Raw genomic sequence first — 20,940 nt, 5'->3', positions numbered from 1 at the left:
CCATGTTTGGTTACGATGCTGCGGTGACCATACGCGCTCCCGGCCGCCCGGGACCCCGGGACGGCGCAGGACGCGCGTCGGCACCTCCCCAGACTGCCTCACCGTGGCGCCCGCGTCTGCTGGTCCTGGGCGGGATCGTCCTGGTGGCGCTCAACCTGCGCACGGCCGTCACGGCGGTGTCGCCCGTGCTGGACCGGGTGTCCGCGGAGCTGGGCACGTCGACGGCCGCGGCGGGCCTGCTCGGCACCCTGCCGCCGTTCGCGTTCGCCGTCTTCGGTGCGCTCACGCCGTGGGTCGCCCGGCGGGTCGGCCTGGAGCGCACGGCGGTGCTCGCGATGGTGCTCGCCGGCGGCGGCCAGCTGCTGCGCGCGGCGGCACCGGACACCACCTGGTTCCTCGCCGCCTCGCTCGTCGCGCTCGGCGGGATGGGCGCCGGCAACGTCGTGCTGCCCCCGCTGGTCAAGCGCTGGTTCCCCGACCGGATCGGGGCCGTCACCGGCCTCTACGTGCTGCTGCTCGCCCTGTGCACCGCGCTGCCGCCGCTGCTGGCGGTCCCGGTGGCCGACGCCGCCGGGTGGCGGACGTCCGTGGGCCAGTGGGCGCTGGTGTCCGCGGCCGCCGCCGTCCCGTGGGTCGTGGTCGCCGCTCGCGACCGGCGCGCGGTGCGCGCGGCGCGACCCGCCCCCGACGCGGAGCCGGCGCTGCCCGCGGCGCACCTGCCCCTGGCGACGGTGCTGCGCAGCCCGGTCGCCTGGGGGCTGGCCGCCCTGCTGGGCATGACCTCCCTCAACACGTACGCGATGTTCGCCTGGCTGCCGAAGGTGCTCACCGACGCCGGCCTGAGCGACCTGGCGGCCGGGACGATGCTGTCGCTGTTCGCCGCGGTGGGGATGCCGGTCGCGCTGCTGGTCCCGTGGGTGGCGGCGCGGGTGCGCAACCCCTTCCCCGTCGTCCTCGCGGCGCTGGTCGCCTACGCCGTGGGGTACACCGGGCTGGCCCTGGCGCCCACGACGGCCACCGCGCTGTGGGTGGTGGCCGCCGGGCTGGGGCCGTCGGCGTTCCCGCTCTCCCTGGCCCTGGTGAACCTGCGCTCGCGCACGCCCGAGGGGTCCGCGGCCCTGTCCGGTTTCTCGCAGGGCGTCGGGTACCTCGTCGCCGGCACCGGACCGCTCGTCGTCGCCGCGCTGCGGGAGTCGACCGGCGGGTGGGGCGCGGCGTTCGCCTTCCTCGCGGTGACGCTGGCCGTCCAGGTCGTCGGCGGCGCGGTCGTCTGCCGCCCCCGGTGCATCGAGGACGACCTCGACGACCACCGCGACGACCCGGACGACCCGGACGACGACCCGGACGACGACCTGGACGACCCGGACGGCGGCCTCGGCGGCCACGCCCTGGACGCGTGCTCGGCGGCGCCGGCGCCCGCCCTAGAATCGCGGGGGTGACCCCCGCCGAGCTGTCCACCGCCGTCCGCGACGTCCTGGCCGCCGCCGTGGCCGAGGGCGCCGTCACCCTCGAGGTCCCCGCCGAGGTGCGCGTCGAGCGCCCCCGCAGCCGCGAGCACGGCGACTGGGCCACCAACGTGGCGATGCAGCTGGCGAAGAAGGCGGGCGTCCCGCCGCGCGAGCTCGCGCAGCTGCTCGCCGACCGGCTGGCCGCCGTCCCCGGCGTGAAGGCCGTGGACGTCGCCGGCCCCGGCTTCCTCAACATCACCCTGGACGCCGCGGCCGCCGGCGAGCTCGCCCGGACCGTGGTGGAGTCCGGTCGCGCGTTCGGGCGGGGGACGACGAACGCCGGCCAGAAGGTCAACCTCGAGTTCGTCTCGGCCAACCCCACCGGCCCGATCCACATGGGCGGGGTGCGCTGGGCCGCCGTCGGCGACTCGCTCGCCCGGGTCCTGCAGGCCACCGGCGCTGACGTCACCCGCGAGTACTACTTCAACGACCACGGCGCCCAGATCGACCGGTTCGCCCGCTCCCTGCTCGCCCGCGCGCAGGGCGAGCCGACGCCGGAGGACGGCTACGGCGGCGCATACATCGACGAGATCGCCCAGCAGGTGCTCGCAAGGGTGCCGGACGCCCTGCAGCAGGACGACCCGCAGGAGGTCTTCCGCCGCGAGGGCGTCGACCTGATGTTCGGCGAGATCAAGCAGGCGCTGCACGACTTCGGCGTCGACTTCGACGTGTACTTCCACGAGAACGACCTGCACGAGTCCGGGGCCGTGGAGCGCGCCGTCGAGCGGCTGCGCGAGCTGGGGGCGGTCTACGAGGCCGACGGTGCCGTGTGGCTGCGCACCACCGACTTCGGCGACGACAAGGACCGGGTCGTCATCAAGTCCGACGGGGTGCCCGCCTACATCTCCGGTGACCTCGCCTACTACCTCGACAAGCGCGAGCGCGGCTTCGACCGGGCGATCATCATGCTCGGCGCCGACCACCACGGGTACGTCCAGCGGATGATGGCGATGTGCGCCGCGTTCGGTGACACCCCGGGCACCAACCTGGAGATCCTCATCGGGCAGATGGTCAACCTGCTCAAGGACGGCGCACCGCTGCGGATGAGCAAGCGGGCCGGGACGATCGTCACGATGGAGGACCTCGTCGACGCCGTCGGGGTGGACGCCGGCCGGTACGCGCTGGTGCGGTCGTCGTCGGACTCGAACATCGACATCGACCTCGACCTGCTCGCCAAGCGCAGCAACGAGAACCCGGTGTTCTACGTCCAGTACGCGCACGCGCGCACCTGCGGCGTCGGGCGCAACGCCCGCGACCTCGGCGTGCGCACCGAGGACGGCTTCGACCCCGCCCTGCTGGACCACCCCACGGAGACGGCGCTGCTCGCCGCGATCGGCGAGTACCCGCGCGTCGTCGCCCAGGCCGCCGAGCTGCGCGAGCCGCACCGCGTCGCCCGGCACCTCGAGGCGCTCGCCGCCGCGTTCCACAAGTGGTACGACGAGTGCCGGGTCAGCCCGATGGCCGACGAGGACGTCACCGACACCCACCGGACCCGGCTGTGGCTCAACGAGGCCACCCGCACGGTCCTGGCCAACGGGCTGGACCTGCTCGGCGTCAGCGCCCCGGAGCGGATGTAGTGCGCGCGCACGAGGCGGGCGCCCTGCACGCGGAGGGGTACGGCGCGCCGTCCTGGCTGGCGGTGCCCGCCGACCCGAACGCCCTCGTGCCGCACCTGTGGGCGCGGGGCGTCGACCGCGGCGCCGACGGCGCGCTGACGGTCGCGGGCCTCGACGTACGCGAGGTCGCCCGGCAGCACGGCACACCCGCGTACGTCGTCGACGAGGAGGACTTCCGCGCCAGGGCCCGGGCGTTCGCCACGTCGTTCGACCGGGCGTTCGCGGACGCGTGCGGCGGTGCCGACGTCTACTACGCGGGCAAGGCGTTCCTGTGCACGCAGGTGGCCAGGTGGGTCACCGAGGAGGGCCTGAGCCTCGACACGTGCACCGGCACCGAGCTGGCCGTCGCGCTGCGCGCCGGCGTCCCGGTGGAGCGGATCGGCCTGCACGGCAACAACAAGTCGGACGCCGAGCACGAGCGCGCCCTGCACGCCGGCATCGCCCGCGTCGTCATCGACAGCCTCGCCGAGATCGACCGGCTCGCCGACACGGCCGGGCGGCTCGGCGTGCGCGCCCCCGTGCTGCTGCGGGTCACCGTCGGCGTCGAGGCGCACACGCACTCCTACATCGCCACCGCGCACGAGGACCAGAAGTTCGGCCTGTCCATGTCGGAGGGCGAGGCGCAGGCCGCGGTGGCCCGGGTGCTCGCCCGGCCCGAGCTGGAGCTGCGCGGCCTGCACTCGCACATCGGGTCGCAGATCTTCGACGTCGGCGGGTTCGAGGTCGCCGCCCGCCGCGTGCTCGGCCTGCACGCGGCGGTCGTCCGCGACCACGGGGTCGTCCTGCCCGAGCTCGACCTCGGGGGCGGCTTCGGGATCGCCTACACGACGCAGCACGACCCGATGCCCCCCGAGGAGCTCGCCGAGGGCATGGCGGACATCGTCACCAAGGAGTGCGCCGACCTCGGGGTCGACGTGCCCCGGATCTCGGTCGAGCCCGGCCGCGCCATCGCCGGCCCGAGCACCTTCACGCTCTACGAGGTCGGCACCGTCAAGGACGTCGTCCTGGACGGCGGGGGAGTGCGCCGCTACGTCGCCGTGGACGGCGGGATGAGCGACAACATCCGCACCGCCCTGTACGACGCGTCGTACTCCTGCACGCTCGCGTCCCGCCGCTCGGACGCCGGCCCGGTGCTGTCCCGGGTCGTCGGCAAGCACTGCGAGAGCGGCGACATCGTCGTCATGGACGAGTTCCTGCCGTCCGACGTGGCGGCCGGTGACCTCGTCGCCGTCCCCGGCACCGGTGCGTACTGCCGGAGCCTGGCCAGCAACTACAACCACGTCCCGCGGCCGCCCGTGCTCGCCGTCCGCGACGGCGAGGTGAGGGTGCTCGTCCGCCGGGAGACCGAGGACGACCTGCTGGCGCTCGACGTCCCGTAGGGGCGCTGCCCCGGGGGCGTGGCTGTACGGCAGGATGCGTCGCATGACGACTCCTGCGGGCTGGTACGAGGACCCCGGCGCCCCCGGTGGCGGCCAGGTGCGGTGGTGGGACGGCACCCGGTGGACGGAGCACACGCGGCCGCACCCCGGCGCGGACCAGGGCGCGGGCCATCAGCAGCCGTACGGACAGCCGGGGTACGGCCATCAGCAGCCGTACGGTCAGCAGGGGTACAGTCAGGCACCCCAGCAGTACGGCGGCTACCCGGCCGCGCCGGCGCAGTACGGCGCGGGGACGGCGGCCAAGCCGACGCACACCCCGGACGGGGTCCCGCTGGCGCACCAGGGCCGCCGGCTCGTCGCCTGGCTGCTCGACGGGATCCTCATCGGCATCCTGCAGTCGATCCTGCTCGCGCCGCTGTGGGGGGACCTGTTCGACCTGTTCGACCGGTACGTCGAGGAGGTCGACCGCTCGGTCGCGACCGGCGAGCCGGTCGACCCGCTGTTCCTGACCACCGACCCCGCGTACACGAGCTTCGTGGTGTGGTCGCTCGTCACCACGATCGTCGTCTCGGCCGTGTACGCGATCCTGATGATCCGGCTCGTCGGGGCGACCGTCGGGCAGCTCGCGCTCGGCGTGCGGGTGCGGGCGTTCGACCGGCCGGGCAACCCGTCGTGGGGAGCGGCGTCCCTGCGGTGGGTCGTGGAGTACCCCGCCCAGGCGCTGTGCGGGATCTGGGTGGTCCTCGACGGCGTGTGGTGCCTGTTCGACGGCCGGCGCCAGACCCTGCACGACAAGGCCGCGAGCACGGTGGTCGTGCGCAAGCAGTAACCCCTCCCGGTGATCTTGCACTCCTCGCGCGCGAGAAGTGCAAGATCACGGGGAGGGCGGGCCGACGAGAGGGGCCGGAGGGGCGCGCGGGTCAGCAGCGGGCCGGGCGCACCGTCCCGACGACCTCGGCGATCCCGACCCGCGTGCCGTCGGGACCGGGTGCGGTCGCGCGCAGGGTTACGGTGTCGCCGTCCTCGAGGAAGGTGCGCAAGGAGCCGTCCTGCAGCCGGACCTGCTCCGTGCCGTTCCAGCTGGTCTCCAGGAACGACCCGCGCTGCTCGCGCTCCGGCCCCGACACGGTGCCGGACGCGAACAGGTCACCGGTGCGCAGGCTCGCTCCGTTGACCGTGAGGTGGGCCAGCTGCTGGGCGACGGTCCAGTACATCGTCGCGAAGGGGGGCCGGGAGACGACGGTGCCGTTCCAGTCGACCTCGAGGGACAGGTCGAGGCCCCACGGGCGGTCGGGGTCGTCGGCGAGGTAGCCCAGCAGCTCGTGGGTGCGCTGCGGCGGGGCGACGCGGGCGTGCTCCAGCGCCGCGAGAGGCGTCACCCACGCCGAGACGGACGTGGCGAACGACTTGCCGAGGAACGGGCCGAGCGGCACGTACTCCCAGGCCTGCAGGTCGCGCGCCGACCAGTCGTCGACCAGCACGACTCCGAACACGTGGTCCTCGAGCGCCGACGCGGGGACCGGGGTGCCCAGCTCGCTGCCGACGCCCACGACGAAACCGACCTCGGCCTCGATGTCCAGCCGGCGGCTCGGCCCGAACGTCGGGGCGCTCTCGTCGGGGGCCTTGCGCTGCCCGCAGGGGCGCACGACGTCGGTGCCGGACGGGACGACGGTGCCGGCGCGCCCGTGGTAGCCGACGGGCAGGTGCTTCCAGTTCGGCAGCAGCGGCGGGGCGTCGGGCCGGAACATCCGGCCGACGTTCGTCGCGTGGTGCTCGCTGGAGTAGAAGTCGACGTAGTCGCCGACCGTGAACGGCATGTGCAGGCGGACGGCGTCCAGCGGGTGCAGGTGCGGGGTCACCGCGTCGCGGTGGCGCTCGTCGGTCAGCAGGTCGGTCAGCCAGGCGCGCACCTCGTGCCAGGCGCGCGGGCCGGCGGCCAGGTGGACGTCGAGCGTCGGCGCCCCGAGGGCGGCCGCGGCGGCGGGGCCGTCGGCCGCCAGCGCCGAGGCGTCCAGGACGTGGTCGCCCACCCGGACCCCGACGCGGGCCGCCCGGCCGTCCCGGCTGAACACCCCGTACGGCAGGGTCTGGACGCCGAACGGCGAGTCGTCGGGCACGGGGGCCCACGTCGTCGTGGTCACCGGTTCTCCTCGGGGTCGTGGTCGCTGGTGGCGTCGGTGGGGTGGGTCGGCCCGGCTGCCCGGTCTCCGTCGTCCGTGGCGGCTCCCGGACGGGCGAGCAGCCCCAGGGCGACGAGGTCGTCGACGGGGTCGGTGACGCCGCAGCAGCCGAACGACGCCAGGACCCGGCGCGTCGCGACCGCCCACGGGTCGTCGAGCAGCGCCACCGCTGCGGTGACGCGCTCGGGGTCGTCCTGCTGCAGGAGGAAGGCGACGGCGTCGACGTCACCGTCGTGCACCGCGGCGGCGGTGGCGAGCAGGACGTTGAGGAAGCCGTGGTGGGCGAACCCGGTGCGGGGGTCGGTGTGCCGGATCGCGTGGTGCAGGCCGGCGGTCAGCTTCAGCGGCAGCTCGAGGCCCCGGGCGTGGTGCAGGACGGCGGCGAGCTCGCCGGCGGTGGGGAACAGGTCGGCGCGCACGCCGCCGGTGCGGAACTTGGCCCGGACGCGACCGGGTGCGGCGGCGAGCGCGTCGAGGGCCGTCAGGGCCCCGGTCACGGTGCGCCCGTCCCGCTCTCCCGCACCGCCGGGACCGTCACCGGTCGCCGGTTCGCGCAGCACCTCGACCCAGGCGAGGACGGAGCCGGGCAGGTGGTCGTCGAGCCGGCGGGCCAGCGTGGTCGCCGCGGCGGCCTGGCCCTCTGTGCCGGGCAGCGGCACCTCCACCGCGTGGACGACCGCGCCGGAGCCGTGCAGCCGGTCGACCGCGGCGAGCAGGCCACCGACCGGGTCGTCGGCGGTGGCGTCGGCCACGAGGGCGACGTCGAGCGTCCCGGGTGCCTCGTCGCCCGCGAGGGCGGCGAGGAAGCCGTCGAGCCCGGCGACGGGGACGAGCAGCGGCCCGACGACCGGCGAGTACCAGGCGGCGCGGTGCCGCCGGTGGGCGGGTACGGCGTCGGTGATCGGGGCCAGGCCGGGCGGGAAGACGGCGGCGTCGTCCACGAGCCCGTGCCACAGCGGGTGAGCCGGGGGCAGGGGATGGCTTGACACGTGGCGGACTCTAGCCGGAACGTACCGTCAGCGAGACAAGAGCGTCCGGTCAGCGGACGTGCGTCCCGGGTGGGCAGCCGCCTCGACGGACGGCTCGGAGATGGCTCGATGGAGGGCAGGGGAAGGTCATGGCGTACTACCGCAGCGTCGGCCAGGTGCCACAGAAGCGGCACACGCAGTTCCGGCAGGAGGACGGCTCCCTGTTCGCCGAGGAGCTCATGGGCGAGGAGGGCTTCTCCTCCGACTCCTCCCTGCTCTACCACCGGGGCGTCCCCTCGGCCGTCGTGGACTCGCGCGTCTGGGACCTGCCGGACCTGTCCACCGTCGCCAACCACCCGCTGCTGCCGCGTCACCTGCGGCTGCACGACCTGTTCGCCGGGGACGACCCCGGCCGCGGCGTGGACGCCGTCCGCGGGCGCCGACTGGTCCTCGGCAACGCCGACGTCCGGCTGTCCTACGTCGTCGCCGCCGAACCGAGCCCGTTGTACCGCAACGCCATCGGCGACGAGTGCGTGTACGTCGAGTCCGGCTCCGGCACGCTCGAGACGATGTTCGGCGTCCTGCCCGTCCGCTCCGGCGACTACGCCGTCGTCCCGCGCGGGACGGTGCACCGCTGGGTGCCGGCGAACCTCGCCGCCGAGGACGTCGAGGGCGCCGAGGGCGCCGACGCCGGGCCGCTGCGGCTCTACCCGATCGAGGCGAACTCCCACATCACCCCGCCGAAGCGGTACCTGTCCCGGTTCGGTCAGCTGCTCGAGCACGCCCCGTACTGCGAGCGGGACCTGCACGGACCGCACAGGCCGCACCTGCTCGAGGGCCGCGACGTCGAGGTGTGGACCAAGCACCGCGGCCACGGCCCGTCCGGGGTCGTGGGCAGCGTCGTCGTCTACGACACCCACCCGTTCGACGTCGTCGGCTGGGACGGGTGCCTGTACCCGTACACGTTCAACGTCAGCGACTTCGAGCCGATCACCGGCCGCGTGCACCAGCCGCCGCCCGTGCACCAGGTGTTCGAGGGGCACAACTTCGTCGTCTGCAACTTCGTTCCCCGCAAGGTCGACTACCACCCCCTGGCCGTCCCGGTGCCGTACTACCACTCGAACGTCGACTCCGACGAGGTCATGTTCTACTGCGGCGGCGACTACGAGGCCCGCAAGGGCTCCGGCATCGGGCAGGGGTCGATCAGCCTCCACCCCGGCGGGCACAGCCACGGCCCGCAGCCCGGCGCCACCGAGAGGTCGCTCGGCAAGGAGTTCTTCGACGAGCTCGCCGTCATGGTCGACACGTTCCGGCCGCTCGAGCTCGGCGAGGGCGGCCGGGCCTGCGACGACGGCCGGTACGCCTGGACCTGGGCCGGTCGGGGGCCCGGCGGACCCACCGCCTGAGGCGCGGCGCCCGGCCGGGTAGGTTCGTCCGTCTGGTGCGGACCGACCCGGCGCGGTCGCGTCCCGGCGGACCGGCGAGCGGGTACGGAGGAACGGCGAGCGTGAGCACGGACGGCGCGACGCGGCCGGAGCACGGTCCAGCGGGCGGGTCGCAGGGGCCCGGCCCGCGGGCGGCCGACGGCGAGCCGACGGCCCGGGCGTCCCAGGTCGCCGACGAGCAGCGGCAGGTCGACGTCCTGTACGCGCGGCTCGACGAGCTGCGCGCCCGCGCCGACCGCGACCTGGCCGCCGTCCGGCGCCAGCGCGCCACCGGCAGCCACCAGAGCCGCTCCGAGCGCGACGCCTTCGCGACGCTGCACGAGAACCGCCTCGCGCAGCTGTGGGCCGTCGAGGACCGGTTGGTGTTCGGCCGGCTGGACCTCACTGACGGCGAGCACCGCTACGTCGGCCGGATGGGCCTGTCCGACGACGACCAGCGCCGGATGCTCGTCGACTGGCGCGCGCCCGCCGCCACCCCCTTCTACCAGGCGACGGCCGCGAACCCCGGCGACGTGGTCCGCCGCCGCCACCTCGTGCTGCACGAGCGGCAGGTCACCGGCGTCGAGGACGACGTGCTGGACCTCGACGCGATGGACGAGTCGGGCCTGGCCGGCCTCAGCGGCGAGGGTGCGCTGCTGGCCGCGGTCAACGCCCAGCGCACCGGGCGGATGGGGGACATCGTCGCCACCATCCAGGCCGAGCAGGACCGGATCATCCGCGCCGACCTCGGCGGCGTGCTCGTCGTCCAGGGCGGCCCGGGGACGGGCAAGACGGCCGTCGCGCTGCACCGCGCCGCGTACCTGCTCTACACCCACCGCGAGCGGCTGTCGCGCAGCGGCGTCCTGGTCGTCGGCCCCAGCCCGGTGTTCCTGCGCTACATCGAGCAGGTGCTGCCCTCGCTCGGGGAGACCGGCGTCGTGATGACCACCGCCGGGCAGCTCTTCCCCGGGGTGGACGCCCGCACCACCGACGAGCCGGACGTCGCCGCGCTCAAGGGCGACCTGCGGATGGCCGAGGTCGTCCGGCGCGCCGTCCGGGCCCGCCAGCGCGTGCCCTCGCGGCCGGTCGAGCTCGAGGTCGACGGCCACGACCTGGTGCTCACCCCCAAGGCGGTGCTCGCCGCCCGCGACAAGGCCCGCCGCACCGGCAGGCCGCACAACCTCGCCCGGGTCACCTTCGTCAAGGACCTGCTCGTCCACCTCGCCGACCAGGTCGCCCGACGGCTCGGCACCCGCTTCGATCCCGCCGACCGCGGCGACGTCATCGCCGACCTGCGGGCCTCCCGCGACGTCCGGGTGACCCTCAACCGGCTGTGGCTGCCGATGACCCCCCAGGACCTGCTCTCCCGCCTGCTCGCCGTGCCCGAGCGGCTCGACCAGGCCGCGCCCCACCTCACGACGGCCGAGCGCGCCCTGCTGCACCGCGACCTGGACGCGCCCTGGACCCTGGACGACGTCCCCCTGCTCGACGAGGCCGCCGAGCTCCTCGGCGAGGACGACAGCGCCGACCGCGCCCTCGCCCGCCAGCAGGCGCAGCGCCGGGCCGAGGAGGTCGAGTACGCCCGCAACGTGCTGCAGATGACGGGCGCCGGGCAGATGGTCTCGGCCGAGGCGCTCGCCGAGCGGTTCACCGAGGCCGGGCCGGACCTGTCCGTCGCCGAGCGGGCCCTGCACGACCGCACCTGGGCGTACGGCCACGTCGTGGTGGACGAGGCGCAGGAGCTGTCACCCATGATGTGGCGGGCCCTGCTGCGCCGGGTGCCCAGCAAGTCGGTGACGGCCGTGGGTGACCTGGCCCAGACCCGGGCCGCGGCGGGCGCCGGGTCGTGGGCCGCGGCGCTCGACCCGCACGTCGAGGGGCGCTGGCGGATGGAGCAGCTCACCGTCAACTACCGCACCCCGGCGCAGATCATGCGCACGGCCACCGCCGCGCTGCGCGCCCAGGGCGTGGACGCCGTGACGCCGGAGTCCGTGCGCGAGGGCACGTGGCCCCCGCTGGCCTCGCACCTGCCCGGCCTGGACGGCGCCGCGCTCGCCGACGTCGTGTCCGGTGAGCTGGACGTGCTGGCCGGCGGGCGGCTCGCCGTCGTCACCGCGCAGCGCCGGTGGGCCGCGGTCGCCGCCACCCTGACCGCCGCGCTGGGGGAGGACGCCGTGGCCGCCGGCGGCGGGGGACTGGACGCACCCGTCGCGGTGCTCACCGTCGAGCAGGCCAAGGGCCTGGAGTTCGACGGCGTCGTGCTGGTCGAGCCGGTCGAGGTGCTGGAGGACTCTCCGCGCGGCGCCGGTGACCTGTACGTGGCGATGACGCGCCCGACGCAGCGGCTGCACGTGGTGCACGACCGCCCGCTGCCGGCCGGTCTGGAGGACCTCGCGGCCGGGTGACCCGGTCGGGCGGCCGCGGTCAGTCTCGGTCAGCCGCCAGCACCCTCGGTCAGCCGCGGTCGGCGTCCGCGACCTCCTCCTCGGGCCGGGGCGGGACGCGGGAGTCCACCTCGAGCTCCTCGAGCTCGTGGTCCGGCTGCCCCTGGTCGGGCTGGCCGGGCGGCTGCTCGGGCCGGGTCACCCGCTCGGCCCCGGGCTGCTCGCTCACTGGTCGCCGCCCTCGGTGCCCTCGATCCGGAAGCCCACCTTCAGGCCGACCTGGACGTGCTCGACCTGACCGTCGAGCAGCTGCCCGCGGATCTGCGTCACCTCGAACCAGTCCAGGTGCCGGGTCGTCGCCGCCACCCGGTCGACGGCGTTGCGGATCGCCGCGTCGACCCCCTCGTGCGAGGACCCGACGACCTCCACCACCCGGTACACGTGCTCGCTCACGTCCGCCTCCCTCCGACGGCCGGACGCGCGCCGGCCGCTCGGTCCTGGTGGCACTCAACTCCCACCCGCCGCACGTGTCCACACCTGGCCGCACCTGACCGCACCTGCCTGCGAGACGGTGACCCGCCCCACCGGCGGGCGTAGGCTCGCGAGCCGTGAGGGTGAGCGCGCTGCTGACCGTGGCCCGCACCGCCCGCACCCGCTCGCGCGGGTGCGGGCGGTGCGCGCCGGCCAGGAGGCGGTCCGGCTCGCCGCGACCGCCGCCGGACTGAGCACCGGCGTGCTGGACGCCGTCCGGCACGGCGACGCCACCACGGCCGAGGTCGCCGACCGGGTCGGCACGGCCCGCACGCCGTTGCTGCTCGCCCTCCTCGGGGTGCTGGAGTCCCACCGGCTGCTGCGCCGGCGCCCCGACGACGACGGCACCGGCGTGCGGTGGCGGCTGACGCCACGCGGGCGGGCGGTCGTGGACGACGACGTGGCGCGGGCCGCGTACGAGGCCTACGCGGGCTACCACACCGGGCTGTACCGGGAGCTGCGCAGACAGCTCGACGGGGGTCCCGGACGACGGGACGTGACGGACGACGCGGACGTCGTCGCGAGGTCGTCCGCGGCGATGACGCCGTTCGTCACCGCCGAGCTCACGGCACTGGCGCGCGACCGCCGCCCGAGGCGGGTCCTGGACGTCGGCTGCGGGGCGGGCGGCCTGCTCGCCGCCGTCCTGGAGGAGGCGCCCGGTGCCACCGGCGTCGGGGTGGACGTCGATTCCGCCGCCGTGGACCTCGCACGGCAGCGCTGGCAGGCCACGGGGCTGGGGTCGCGGACGACGGGCGTCGTCGCGGACCTGCGCGACGCGGCGGCCCACCCGGACGTCGGGGACGGCTTCGACCTGGTGCTGCTCGCGAACGTCGTCTACTACCTGCCCGTGGAGGAGCGGGTGGAGGCCCTGCGCACCGTCGCGCGGCTGCTCGCGCCCGGGGGCGCGGTGCTGGTCGTCACCACGCTCGCCGGCGACTCCGCGTTCACGCGGCACCTCGACCTGCTGCTGCGCGCGCAGGAGGGCCGGATGGAGCTGCCCAGCCAGCGCGAGCTCGTCGCCCAGCTCCTCGAGGCCGGACTGGTCCCGGGTCCGGTGACCCGGGTCGCGGCCGGTGAGCCGCTGGTGTCGCTGCTCGCCGAGCGCCCGGTGGCCTGACGGCGATCCGGCCCGGTCAGGCGCCGGCGGGCTCGCGGCGCAGCGTCACCCCGGCAGCGCGCAGCTCCGCCAGCGCGGACCGCGTCGTGTCCGGGGCGACCCCGGCGGTGAGGTCGAGCAGGACCGTGGTGTCGAGACCCGCCGCGGCCGCGTCCAGGGCCGTGGCGCGCACGCAGTGGTCCGTGGCGATCCCCACGACGTCGACGGCGCGCACCCCGCGCGAGCGCAGCCAGTCGGCCAGGCCGACCTCGACGTCGTCCTGCACGGTGGTGCCCTCGAACCCCGAGTAGGCGGCCGCGTACGCGCCCTTGCGGAAGGCGGCCGTGACCGTGGAGGTGTCCAGGTCCGGGTGCAGGTCGGCGCCGGGGGTGCCGGCGACGCAGTGCGCGGGCCACGTCGCGACGAAGTCGGGTGAGTCGCTGAAGTGGTCGCCCGGGTCGTGGTGCCAGTCCTGGGTGGTGACGACCGCCGCGTAGTCGCCGGCGTGGGCGGCCAGGTGCGCCGACACGCCACGGGCCACCGCGGACCCGCCGGCCACGGCGAGGGAGCCGCCCTCGCAGAAGTCGTTCTGGACGTCCACGACGACCAGGGCGCGCGCCGGGTCCCGCACCGGCTGGTCCGTCGGATCGCTCGTCCGCTGGGTCACGGTGCTGCCTCCTGCTGCTCGTACACGGTCGGGATGCACGCCTCGCCCTTCGCCAGCCGGTGCGCGAAGGGCGGCAGCTCGGCGAACGAGGCGCGGTGCCGCTCGCGAGCCCGCTGCAGCCCCTGCCGGCCGGTGCGGCCCTCGTCGACCTGCCCGTCGGTGACGAGCGGGACGAGCAGCTCGCGGTCGTCGCCGTCGTCGGCGGGCGGGCGGCCGATGCCGACCACCTCGGCGGTCGCGGTCCCACGGGCGTCCCGGCGGCGCAGGGCGTACTTGCGGCCGCCGACGCTGGTCTTGCTGGCCGAGGCCTTGGCGACGGAGACCATCTCCCCGCCCGGACCCTCCCGGGCGACGAGCTTGTAGACCAGCCCCGCGGTGGGGTGGCCGCTGCCGGTGACCAGCGACGTGCCGACCCCGTAGGCGTCCACCGGACCGGCGCCCAGGGCCGCGATGGCGTACTCGTCGAGGTCGCTGGTGACGACGACCTTGGTGTCGCGGGCGCCGAGCCCGTCGAGCTGGGCGCGGACCTCGATGGCCTGGGCGAGCAGGTCGCCGGAGTCGAGGCGGACGGCGCCCAGCCCGGTCCCCGCGACCTCGACGGCCGTCGCCACCGCCCGTGGGACGTCGTAGGTGTCCACCAGCAGCGTGGTCCCCGGGCCGAGGGAGTCGACCTGGGCCCGGAAGGCGGCGCGCTCGTCGTCGTGCAGCAGCGTGAACGAGTGCGCGGCCGTCCCCACGGTGGGGATGCCGTACCGCTGACCGGCGGCGAGGTTGGACGTCGAGGCGAAGCCGGCGACGTACGCGGCGCGGGAGGCGGCGACGGCGGCGTCCTCCTGGGTGCGCCGGGACCCCATCTCCAGCAGCGGTCGGTCGCCGGCCGCGCAGGCCATCCGGGACGCGGCGGACGCCACGGCGCTGTCGTGGTTGAGCACCGACAGCACGAGCGTCTCGAGCACGACCGCCTCGGCGAAGGTGCCCTCCACCACGAGGATCGGGGACCCGGGGAAGAAGCACTCGCCCTCGGCGTACCCCCACACGCGGCCGCCGAACCGGTAGGACGCCAGCCACTCCAGGGTGGGCTCGTCGACGACCTGCTCGTCGGCCAGCCAGGCGAGGTCGGCGTCGTCGAACCGGAAGCGCTCCAGCGCCTCGAGCAGCCGGCCGGTGCCGGCCACGACGCCGTACCGCCGTCCCTCCGGCAGTCGGCGGGCGAAGACCTCGAAGACGCTGCGGCGGTGGGCCGCGCCGCTGCGCAGGGCGGCCTCCACCATCGTCAGCTCGTACCGGTCGGTCAGCAGCGCGGTCGTGGCGGACGGTCCGTTCACTGCGGTCACGCGCCAACCCTAGAGTGGACGTCGTGCAGCCTCACCTCGTGCCCGTCGCCGTCGCGACGGCCCCCGTGGAGGAGCGGCAGGCCGACGCCGCGGAGGCCGTGCGCCCGGACACCCCGTGGGTCACCATCGTCTGGAACGACCCGGTGAACCTCATGTCGTACGTCACCTACGTCTTCCAGACCTACTTCGGCTACCCCCGCGAGAAGGCCGACACGCTGATGCGGCAGGTGCACGAGGAAGGCCGCGCGGTGGTGTCCAGCGGCACGATGGAGGAGATGGAGCGCGACACCGAGGCCATGCACGGTTTCGGCCTGTGGGCGACGTTCACCCAGGACCGGAACGGCTGACGGTGGCGACGGCGTTCCGGCGCGACCGCGACGGCGCGGTCGCGTGCGGCCTCGACGAGGGCGAGCGCGACCTGCTCACCCGGCTCTTCCTCGACGTGGCGGAGATGCTGGAGGGCGGGCTGGCCGACGACGCCGGCACGGACCCGCTGACGGCCATGGTGGGGATCGCCGAGGACGCCCGCGAACCCGACGACCCGGCCCTCGCCCGGTTGCTGCCCAACGCCTCGCGGGACGACGGCGAGGTCGCCGCGGAGTTCCGCCGGTACACCGAGACGGGCCTGCGCCGCCGCAAGTCCCGGAACCTGCGGCGGGCCGTCGCGAGCCTGCACGAGCGCCGGTCGTCCTCGGAGGCGGGGGAGGGTGCGGGCGAGCGCCGGCGCGGCCGGCGCCGGTCCGACGACGTCACGGTGCGGCTGGACGACGAGACGGCCGGCGCGTGGTTGACGGCCCTGACCGACGTCCGGCTCGTGCTCGCCGAGCGGGTGGGCGTGCGCACCGACGAGGACGCCGAGGCGCTGTCGGAGCTGGCGTCCACGGGGGACCCGGACGACCCGCGGGCCTGGCTGGCCGCGGTGTACGACTTCCTCACCTGGCTGCAGGAGACCCTGGTGCACGCGGTGCTGCCCGGCGCGGCCGACCCGCCCGGACAGGACTGACCGGCGGCGACCGGGTCGTTCGGGTCGAGGTCGGCGGGTCGGTCGGGTCGGGCCCGGCGGTCAGCCGGCGACGACGCGGTCGCGGCCGGCGCGCTTGGCCGCGTAGAGGCGCTCGTCCGCCAGCCGCAGCAGCTCGAGCTGCTCCGTGGCCCCGGGGCGGGCGACGGCGACGCCGAAGCTCGCGGTGACGCGTCCGAGGTGCGGTGACACGTCGGACCAGGTGCGCGTCCGCAGCGCCGTGCGCACCAGCTCGCACCGGGCCACGGTGGCGTCCAGGTCGTGACCGGGCAGGACGAGGAGGAACTCCTCGCCGCCGAGCCGCGCCGCGAACGCGGGCTCGTCGACGACGTCGGCGAGCAGCGCGGCGGTCCGCACCAGGACGGCGTCGCCCACCTCGTGGGAGAAGGTGTCGTTGACCGCCTTGAAGTGGTCGAGGTCGACGATCGCGACGCCCACCGGGGCCCCGGTGCGCTGCGCGTCCTCCAGCAGCGTGGGCAGCAGCGCGTCGACGTGACGGCGGTTCCACAGCCCCGTCAGCGGGTCGTGCAGCGACAGGTCGCGCAGCCGCTCGCTCTCGCGGCGGGCCTCGGCGGTCTCGAACACGGCCTGGGCGATCTTGGCGCGACCGTCCCGCTCGGCGGCCCACAGCGCCGCGGTCGCGGCGTGGAAGCGCTGGTGCTCGGCCAGCGCCTCGCGGTAGAGCCCCTGCGCGCAGAGCAGCTCGGACCGCTCCTGGTGGACCCTGGCCGCCACCTCGGCCAGCCCGCGGGTGGCGCACAGCCGGTCGGCCCGGTCCAGGGCGTCGGCGGCGGCGTCGTGCTCGCCGAGACCGCGGTGGGCCTCGGCGAGGGTCAGCAGGCAGTCGGCGGCGGCGTCGGGGTCGGCGCCCTCGTCCTGCTCGTCCACGCGCTCGGCGAGGAAGGCCGCGGCGGTGGCGGCCTCGCCGTCGGTGAGCAGGACGCGCGCGTAGGTGTCGACGTGGCTGGCCTGCAGCGGGACGTCGTGCTCGGCGGCGACGCGGACCATCCGCTCGGCGGTCGCGCGGGCCTGCCCGTCCTGGCCGTCGAGGTGCGACATGTAGGCGAGGTTGTTGAGTACGGACACCAGGGTGGTCTCGTCACCCTCCTGGACCAGCTCTGCGGCGAGCTCGACGAGGCGGCGCTCGGCGTTCGCGAAGTCCCCGGTCCGCGCCAGCGCGATCGCGAGCAGCAGGCGGTGGTCGACGTGCACGGCCCGGGGTGCGTCGGGCGGGGTGTTCTCCACGGCGTGGACGGCGTGCTCCATCGACAGCCCGAAGTCGCCGAGGGCGCGCATCACCAGCGCCAGCTGCCCGTGGCTGCGGGCCAGGACGTAGCCGTCGGCCGCCTCGGTGGCCCACCGGTTGACGTCCCGGGCGATCCGGGCCGCGGCCGCGGTGCGACCCCGCCGTGCCAGCGTGTTGGCGTGCAGCAGCCGCGCCCGCATCACCAGGTCCACGGCGCCGAGGGCCGCGGCGCGCTGCTCGAGGCCGGTGACCTCGTCGTCGCCGTCGACCTGCCGGGCGCCGGGCAGGCTCTCGAGCCGCAGGAGCGCCGCGGTGAGGGCGTCTCGCTCGTCGGCCCGCGACGGCGAGACCGCCAGGGGCGTCTGGGCGCTGCTCACACCGTCCGATCGGCCGGTGGGGGCCCGGTCCTGAGCGCATCGGGCGGGTCGTGTCCAGGAAGTGACGGACGGTGACGATGGTCACGACGGCGTCCACGGGGCCCGTGCCGTCGCGACCCGCCCGTAGGCTCTTCGCCGTGGCGGACGCACCCATCGGCATCTTCGACTCCGGGTTCGGCGGCCTGACCGTGGCGCGCGCCGTCCTGGACCAGCTGCCGAACGAGCCGGTCGTCTACCTGGCGGACACGGCCCGCCAGCCGTACGGGCCGCGCCCGATCGCGCAGGTCCGCGCCTTCGCGCTGGAGTGCCTCGACGAGCTCGTCGCCCAGGGCGTCAAGCTGCTCGTCATCGCGTGCAACTCCGCCAGCGCCGCCGTCCTGCACGACGCCCGCGAGCGGTACGACGTGCCCGTGGTCGAGGTGATCCGGCCGGCGGTGCGCCGGGCGTCCGCGGCCACCCGCAACCAGCGCGTCGGGGTGATCTGCACGCGCGCGACCGCCACGTCCGGGGCGTACGAGGACGCGTTCGCCGCGGCCCCCGACGTCCACGTCACCACGCAGGCGTGCCCGCGGTTCGTGGAGTTCGTCGAGGCGGGCGTGACGACCGGCCCCGAGCTGCTCGACGTGGCCCGCGAGTACCTGCGCCCGGTCGCCCGCGCGGACGTCGACACCCTCGTCCTGGGCTGCACCCACTACCCGCTGCTGACCGGGGTGCTCGCCTACGTGATGGACGAGCTCAACCCGCGGCAGACGGTGACCCTGGTCAGCAGCGCGGAGGAGACCGCGCAGGAGGTCTACCGCCAGCTCACCCGGGCCGGGCTCAACCGGCCGGACGACCTGCCGGCACCCGTGCACCGGTTCCTCACCACCGGCGACCCGGCGGAGTTCGCGGTGCTGGCGCGCCGGTTCCTCGGCCCGGAGGCGGCCGTGGCCGCCGCCGCGGCCGCCGCGGGGGTGCCGGCGTGAGGCTCACCGTCCTGGGCTGCTCCGGCTCCTTCCCCGGGCCCACGTCGCCGGCGTCCGGGTACCTCGTGGAGGCCGAGGACGACACGGGCCGGACGTGGCGCCTCGTCCTGGACCTCGGCAACGGCGCGCTCGGACCCCTGCAGCGGCACGCGCCGCTGCGGGCGGTGGACGCGATCCTGCTGTCGCACCTGCACGCCGACCACTGCCTCGACCTGTGCGGGTACTACGTCTTCCTGAAGTACCAGCCGTCCCGCGACGAGCGGACCCCGATCCCGGTGCACGCCCCGACCGGCGCCGCGGACCGGCTCGCCCGCGCCTACGACCTGGACCCGGACCCGGGGATGACCGGCGAGTTCACGTTCGTCACGTGGGCGCCGGGCCGGCCCGTGCGGGTGGGCCCGTTCACGGTGACCCCCTCGCCGGTGCTGCACCCGGTGGAGGCGTACGCGATGCGGGTGGAGGGCCCCGGCGAGGACGGTGGCCGGGTCACCCTGACCTACACCGGGGACACCGACACCTGCGCCGGCGTGCTCGAGGCGGCCCGGGGCGCCGACCTGCTGCTCGCCGAGGCCGCGTTCGAGGAGGGCCGCGACGCCGACCGTGGGATCCACCTGACCGGCCTGCGCGCGGGCGAGCTGGCCCGGGACGCCGGTGCGGGCCGGCTGCTGCTGACCCACCTGCCGGCGTGGAACGACCCGGGCAAGGCCCTCGACGACGCGCGCCTCGCCTTCGCCGGGCCGGTCGACCTGGCCGCCCCGGACGCCGTCCACGTCGTCTGACCACCAGGCCGCCCCCTAGGCTCGCGGCCATGAGCTCTCGCCCCGACGGACGGACCCCGGACCAGCTGCGCGACGTGCGGATCACCCGCGGCTGGCTCGACCACGCCGAGGGCAGCGTGCTGGTGGAGTTCGGCGCCACCCGCGTGCTGTGCGCCGCGTCGTTGACCGAGGGCGTCCCGCGCTGGCTGAAGGGCAAGGGCACCGGCTGGGTGACGGCCGAGTACGCGATGCTGCCTCGCTCGACGAACACGCGCTCCGACCGCGAGTCGGTCAAGGGCCGCGTCGGCGGACGGACCCACGAGATCTCCCGCCTCGTCGGCCGGTCCCTGCGCTCGGTGATCGACACCAAGGCGCTGGGGGAGAACACGATCGTGCTGGACTGCGACGTGCTTCAGGCGGACGGCGGCACCCGCACCGCGGCCATCACCGGTGCGTACGTGGCCCTCGCCGACGCCGTCGCCTGGGCGCGCCGCCGGGGCCTGGTCAAGCGGGACCCGCTGCGCGACTCGGTCGCCGCGGTGAGCGTGGGCATCAGCGACGGGACTCCCGTCCTGGACCTCAGCTACGTCGAGGACGTCAGGGCCGAGACCGACATGAACGTCGTCGTCACGGGTTCCGGGGCGTTCGTGGAGGTCCAGGGCACCGCCGAGGGCGCACCGTTCGACCGGGCCGAGCTGGACGCGCTGCTCGACCTCGGCGTCGCCGGCTGCGCGCGGCTGACCGAGCTGCAGCGCGAGGCGCTGGCCGCTGACGCCCCGGGGTACCGGTGACCGCCGGGGGCCGGCCCGCTGCCCCGGCCGGTGCGCGGCTCGTGCTCGCCACCCGCAACCTCAACAAGGTGCGGGAGCTGCGCCAGATCCTCGCCGACGCCCTCGGCGACGCCGCCCGTGCCGTCGACCCGGCCGTCGACCCGGCCGTCAGCCCGGCCGTCGACCTGGACGCCGCCGTCGTCGGCGCCGCGGACCTGCACGGGGTCGAGGACGTGCGGGAGACCGGTGTGACGTTCGCGGAGAACGCCCTGCTCAAGGCGCGTGCGGTGAGCGCGGCGACCGGGCTGCCCGCCGTGGCCGACGACTCCGGTCTGGCGGTCGAGGTGCTGGGCGGGGCGCCGGGGGTGTTCTCCGCGCGGTGGGCCGGCCGGCACGGTGACGACACCGCCAACCTCGAGCTGCTGCTGGCGCAGGTCGCCGACGTGCCGGACGAGCACCGCGCGGCGGCGTTCGTCTGCGCCGCGGCCCTGGTGGTGCCCGGCGGCCCGGAGGTCGTGGAGCACGGCCGGCTCGAGGGCACCCTGGAGCACGGCCCGCGCGGGGAGGGCGGGTTCGGCTACGACCCGGTGCTGCGGCCACTGGGCGAGACCAGGACCTGCGCGGAGCTCACCGCGGCGGAGAAGAACGCCATCAGCCACCGCGGGCAGGCCGTGCGGGCGCTCGTGCCGAGGCTGGTCGAGCTGCTGACCTGACGC

The 20,940-nt window shown here is 75.6% G+C and carries 20 protein-coding genes; 13 read left to right on the top strand and 7 right to left on the bottom strand.

Annotation, left to right across the window (positions count from 1 at the left end; genetic code table 11):
- Positions 1-23 precede the first annotated feature (23 nt).
- Genes ACYVQV_RS02065 through ACYVQV_RS02050 form a run of 4 tightly spaced genes read left to right on the top strand, consistent with a single transcriptional unit; the run spans position 24 to position 5,332 of the window.
- Positions 24-1,439, top strand: coding sequence for an MFS transporter (locus ACYVQV_RS02065; RefSeq protein ID WP_461021596.1), 1,416 nt, complete (start codon positions 24-26; stop codon positions 1,437-1,439).
- Entirely contained in the window at positions 1,436-3,085 is a 1,650-nt protein-coding gene (gene argS, locus ACYVQV_RS02060) for an arginine--tRNA ligase (protein ID WP_461021595.1), read from the top strand. The genes ACYVQV_RS02065 and argS overlap by 4 nt, the downstream gene beginning before the upstream one ends.
- Positions 3,085-4,503, top strand: a complete 1,419-nt coding sequence (gene lysA / locus ACYVQV_RS02055) for a diaminopimelate decarboxylase (protein ID WP_461021594.1) — start codon at positions 3,085-3,087, stop codon at positions 4,501-4,503. The genes argS and lysA overlap by 1 nt, the downstream gene beginning before the upstream one ends.
- A 43-nt stretch (positions 4,504-4,546) precedes the next feature.
- Positions 4,547-5,332, top strand: a complete 786-nt coding sequence (locus ACYVQV_RS02050) for an RDD family protein (RefSeq protein ID WP_461021593.1) — start codon at positions 4,547-4,549, stop codon at positions 5,330-5,332.
- Positions 5,333-5,423: 91 nt separating this feature from the next.
- On the opposite strand, the gene fahA is transcribed toward ACYVQV_RS02050, so the two are convergent.
- Together fahA and ACYVQV_RS02040 are read right to left on the bottom strand one after the other, a co-directional pair.
- A complete protein-coding gene (fahA, locus tag ACYVQV_RS02045; protein WP_461021592.1) occupies positions 5,424-6,644 on the bottom strand; it encodes a fumarylacetoacetase in 1,221 nt (406 codons plus the stop codon).
- Complete coding sequence (locus tag ACYVQV_RS02040) at positions 6,641-7,672, bottom strand: hypothetical protein (protein ID WP_461021591.1); 1,032 nt, start codon at positions 7,670-7,672, stop codon at positions 6,641-6,643. Before ACYVQV_RS02040 ends, fahA begins: the two co-directional genes overlap by 4 nt.
- Positions 7,673-7,800: 128 nt before the next feature.
- Between ACYVQV_RS02040 and ACYVQV_RS02035 the strand changes: the two genes are divergently transcribed.
- Both ACYVQV_RS02035 and ACYVQV_RS02030 read left to right on the top strand, forming a co-directional pair.
- The gene (locus ACYVQV_RS02035; protein ID WP_461021590.1) at positions 7,801-9,057 is read left to right on the top strand and encodes a homogentisate 1,2-dioxygenase domain-containing protein; all 1,257 of its coding nucleotides are present in this window, start codon (positions 7,801-7,803) and stop codon (positions 9,055-9,057) included.
- A 101-nt stretch (positions 9,058-9,158) separates the two neighbouring features.
- Positions 9,159-11,480, top strand: a complete 2,322-nt coding sequence (locus ACYVQV_RS02030; RefSeq protein ID WP_461021589.1) for a HelD family protein — start codon at positions 9,159-9,161, stop codon at positions 11,478-11,480.
- A gap of 49 nt (positions 11,481-11,529) precedes the next feature.
- Here the strand turns inward: ACYVQV_RS02030 and ACYVQV_RS02025 are convergent, their stop codons facing one another.
- Positions 11,530-11,688 carry a hypothetical protein gene (locus tag ACYVQV_RS02025; protein WP_461021588.1) on the bottom strand — a complete coding sequence of 53 codons (159 nt, stop codon included), beginning with the start codon at positions 11,686-11,688 and terminating at the stop codon, positions 11,530-11,532.
- Positions 11,685-11,912 (bottom strand): dodecin, encoded by a 228-nt coding sequence (locus ACYVQV_RS02020; protein ID WP_461021587.1) that lies wholly within the window; start codon positions 11,910-11,912, stop codon positions 11,685-11,687. The genes ACYVQV_RS02025 and ACYVQV_RS02020 overlap by 4 nt, the downstream gene beginning before the upstream one ends.
- A gap of 220 nt (positions 11,913-12,132) precedes the next feature.
- Between ACYVQV_RS02020 and ACYVQV_RS02015 the strand changes: the two genes are divergently transcribed.
- Positions 12,133-13,107: an SAM-dependent methyltransferase gene (locus ACYVQV_RS02015; RefSeq protein WP_461021586.1), complete on the top strand. Its 975-nt coding sequence runs from the start codon at positions 12,133-12,135 to the stop codon at positions 13,105-13,107.
- A gap of 16 nt (positions 13,108-13,123) precedes the next feature.
- Here ACYVQV_RS02015 and ACYVQV_RS02010 read toward each other — a convergent pair whose 3' ends face one another.
- Both ACYVQV_RS02010 and ACYVQV_RS02005 read right to left on the bottom strand, forming a co-directional pair.
- Positions 13,124-13,753 (bottom strand): isochorismatase family protein, encoded by a 630-nt coding sequence (locus ACYVQV_RS02010; protein ID WP_461021585.1) that lies wholly within the window; start codon positions 13,751-13,753, stop codon positions 13,124-13,126.
- Positions 13,750-15,087: a nicotinate phosphoribosyltransferase gene (locus ACYVQV_RS02005; RefSeq protein WP_461021584.1), complete on the bottom strand. Its 1,338-nt coding sequence runs from the start codon at positions 15,085-15,087 to the stop codon at positions 13,750-13,752. Before ACYVQV_RS02005 ends, ACYVQV_RS02010 begins: the two co-directional genes overlap by 4 nt.
- Positions 15,088-15,125: 38 nt before the next feature.
- On the opposite strand from ACYVQV_RS02005, the gene clpS reads away from it, so the two are divergent.
- Positions 15,126-15,434: an ATP-dependent Clp protease adapter ClpS gene (gene clpS / locus ACYVQV_RS02000; RefSeq protein WP_461021729.1), complete on the top strand. Its 309-nt coding sequence runs from the start codon at positions 15,126-15,128 to the stop codon at positions 15,432-15,434.
- Positions 15,401-16,090 carry a DUF2017 domain-containing protein gene (locus tag ACYVQV_RS01995; protein WP_461021583.1) on the top strand — a complete coding sequence of 230 codons (690 nt, stop codon included), beginning with the start codon at positions 15,401-15,403 and terminating at the stop codon, positions 16,088-16,090. Before clpS ends, ACYVQV_RS01995 begins: the two co-directional genes overlap by 34 nt.
- 60 nt (positions 16,091-16,150) lie before the next feature.
- Here ACYVQV_RS01995 and ACYVQV_RS01990 read toward each other — a convergent pair whose 3' ends face one another.
- Positions 16,151-17,731: a GGDEF domain-containing protein gene (locus ACYVQV_RS01990; RefSeq protein ID WP_461021582.1), complete on the bottom strand. Its 1,581-nt coding sequence runs from the start codon at positions 17,729-17,731 to the stop codon at positions 16,151-16,153.
- Positions 17,732-17,868: 137 nt separating this feature from the next.
- Between ACYVQV_RS01990 and murI the strand changes: the two genes are divergently transcribed.
- Genes murI through ACYVQV_RS01970 form a run of 4 tightly spaced genes read left to right on the top strand, consistent with a single transcriptional unit; the run spans position 17,869 to position 20,937 of the window.
- Entirely contained in the window at positions 17,869-18,696 is an 828-nt protein-coding gene (gene murI / locus ACYVQV_RS01985) for a glutamate racemase (RefSeq protein ID WP_461021581.1), read from the top strand.
- Positions 18,693-19,475, top strand: a complete 783-nt coding sequence (locus ACYVQV_RS01980; RefSeq protein ID WP_461021580.1) for an MBL fold metallo-hydrolase — start codon at positions 18,693-18,695, stop codon at positions 19,473-19,475. Before murI ends, ACYVQV_RS01980 begins: the two co-directional genes overlap by 4 nt.
- 29 nt (positions 19,476-19,504) lie before the next feature.
- The gene (gene rph, locus ACYVQV_RS01975) at positions 19,505-20,245 is read left to right on the top strand and encodes a ribonuclease PH (protein ID WP_461021579.1); all 741 of its coding nucleotides are present in this window, start codon (positions 19,505-19,507) and stop codon (positions 20,243-20,245) included.
- Complete coding sequence (locus tag ACYVQV_RS01970) at positions 20,242-20,937, top strand: non-canonical purine NTP pyrophosphatase (RefSeq protein ID WP_461021578.1); 696 nt, start codon at positions 20,242-20,244, stop codon at positions 20,935-20,937. Before rph ends, ACYVQV_RS01970 begins: the two co-directional genes overlap by 4 nt.
- Positions 20,938-20,940 lie beyond the last annotated feature (3 nt).

The sequence above is a fragment of the Thalassiella azotivora genome (genome assembly GCF_054781695.1).
This window is presented reverse-complemented; position numbering and strand designations above follow the sequence as displayed.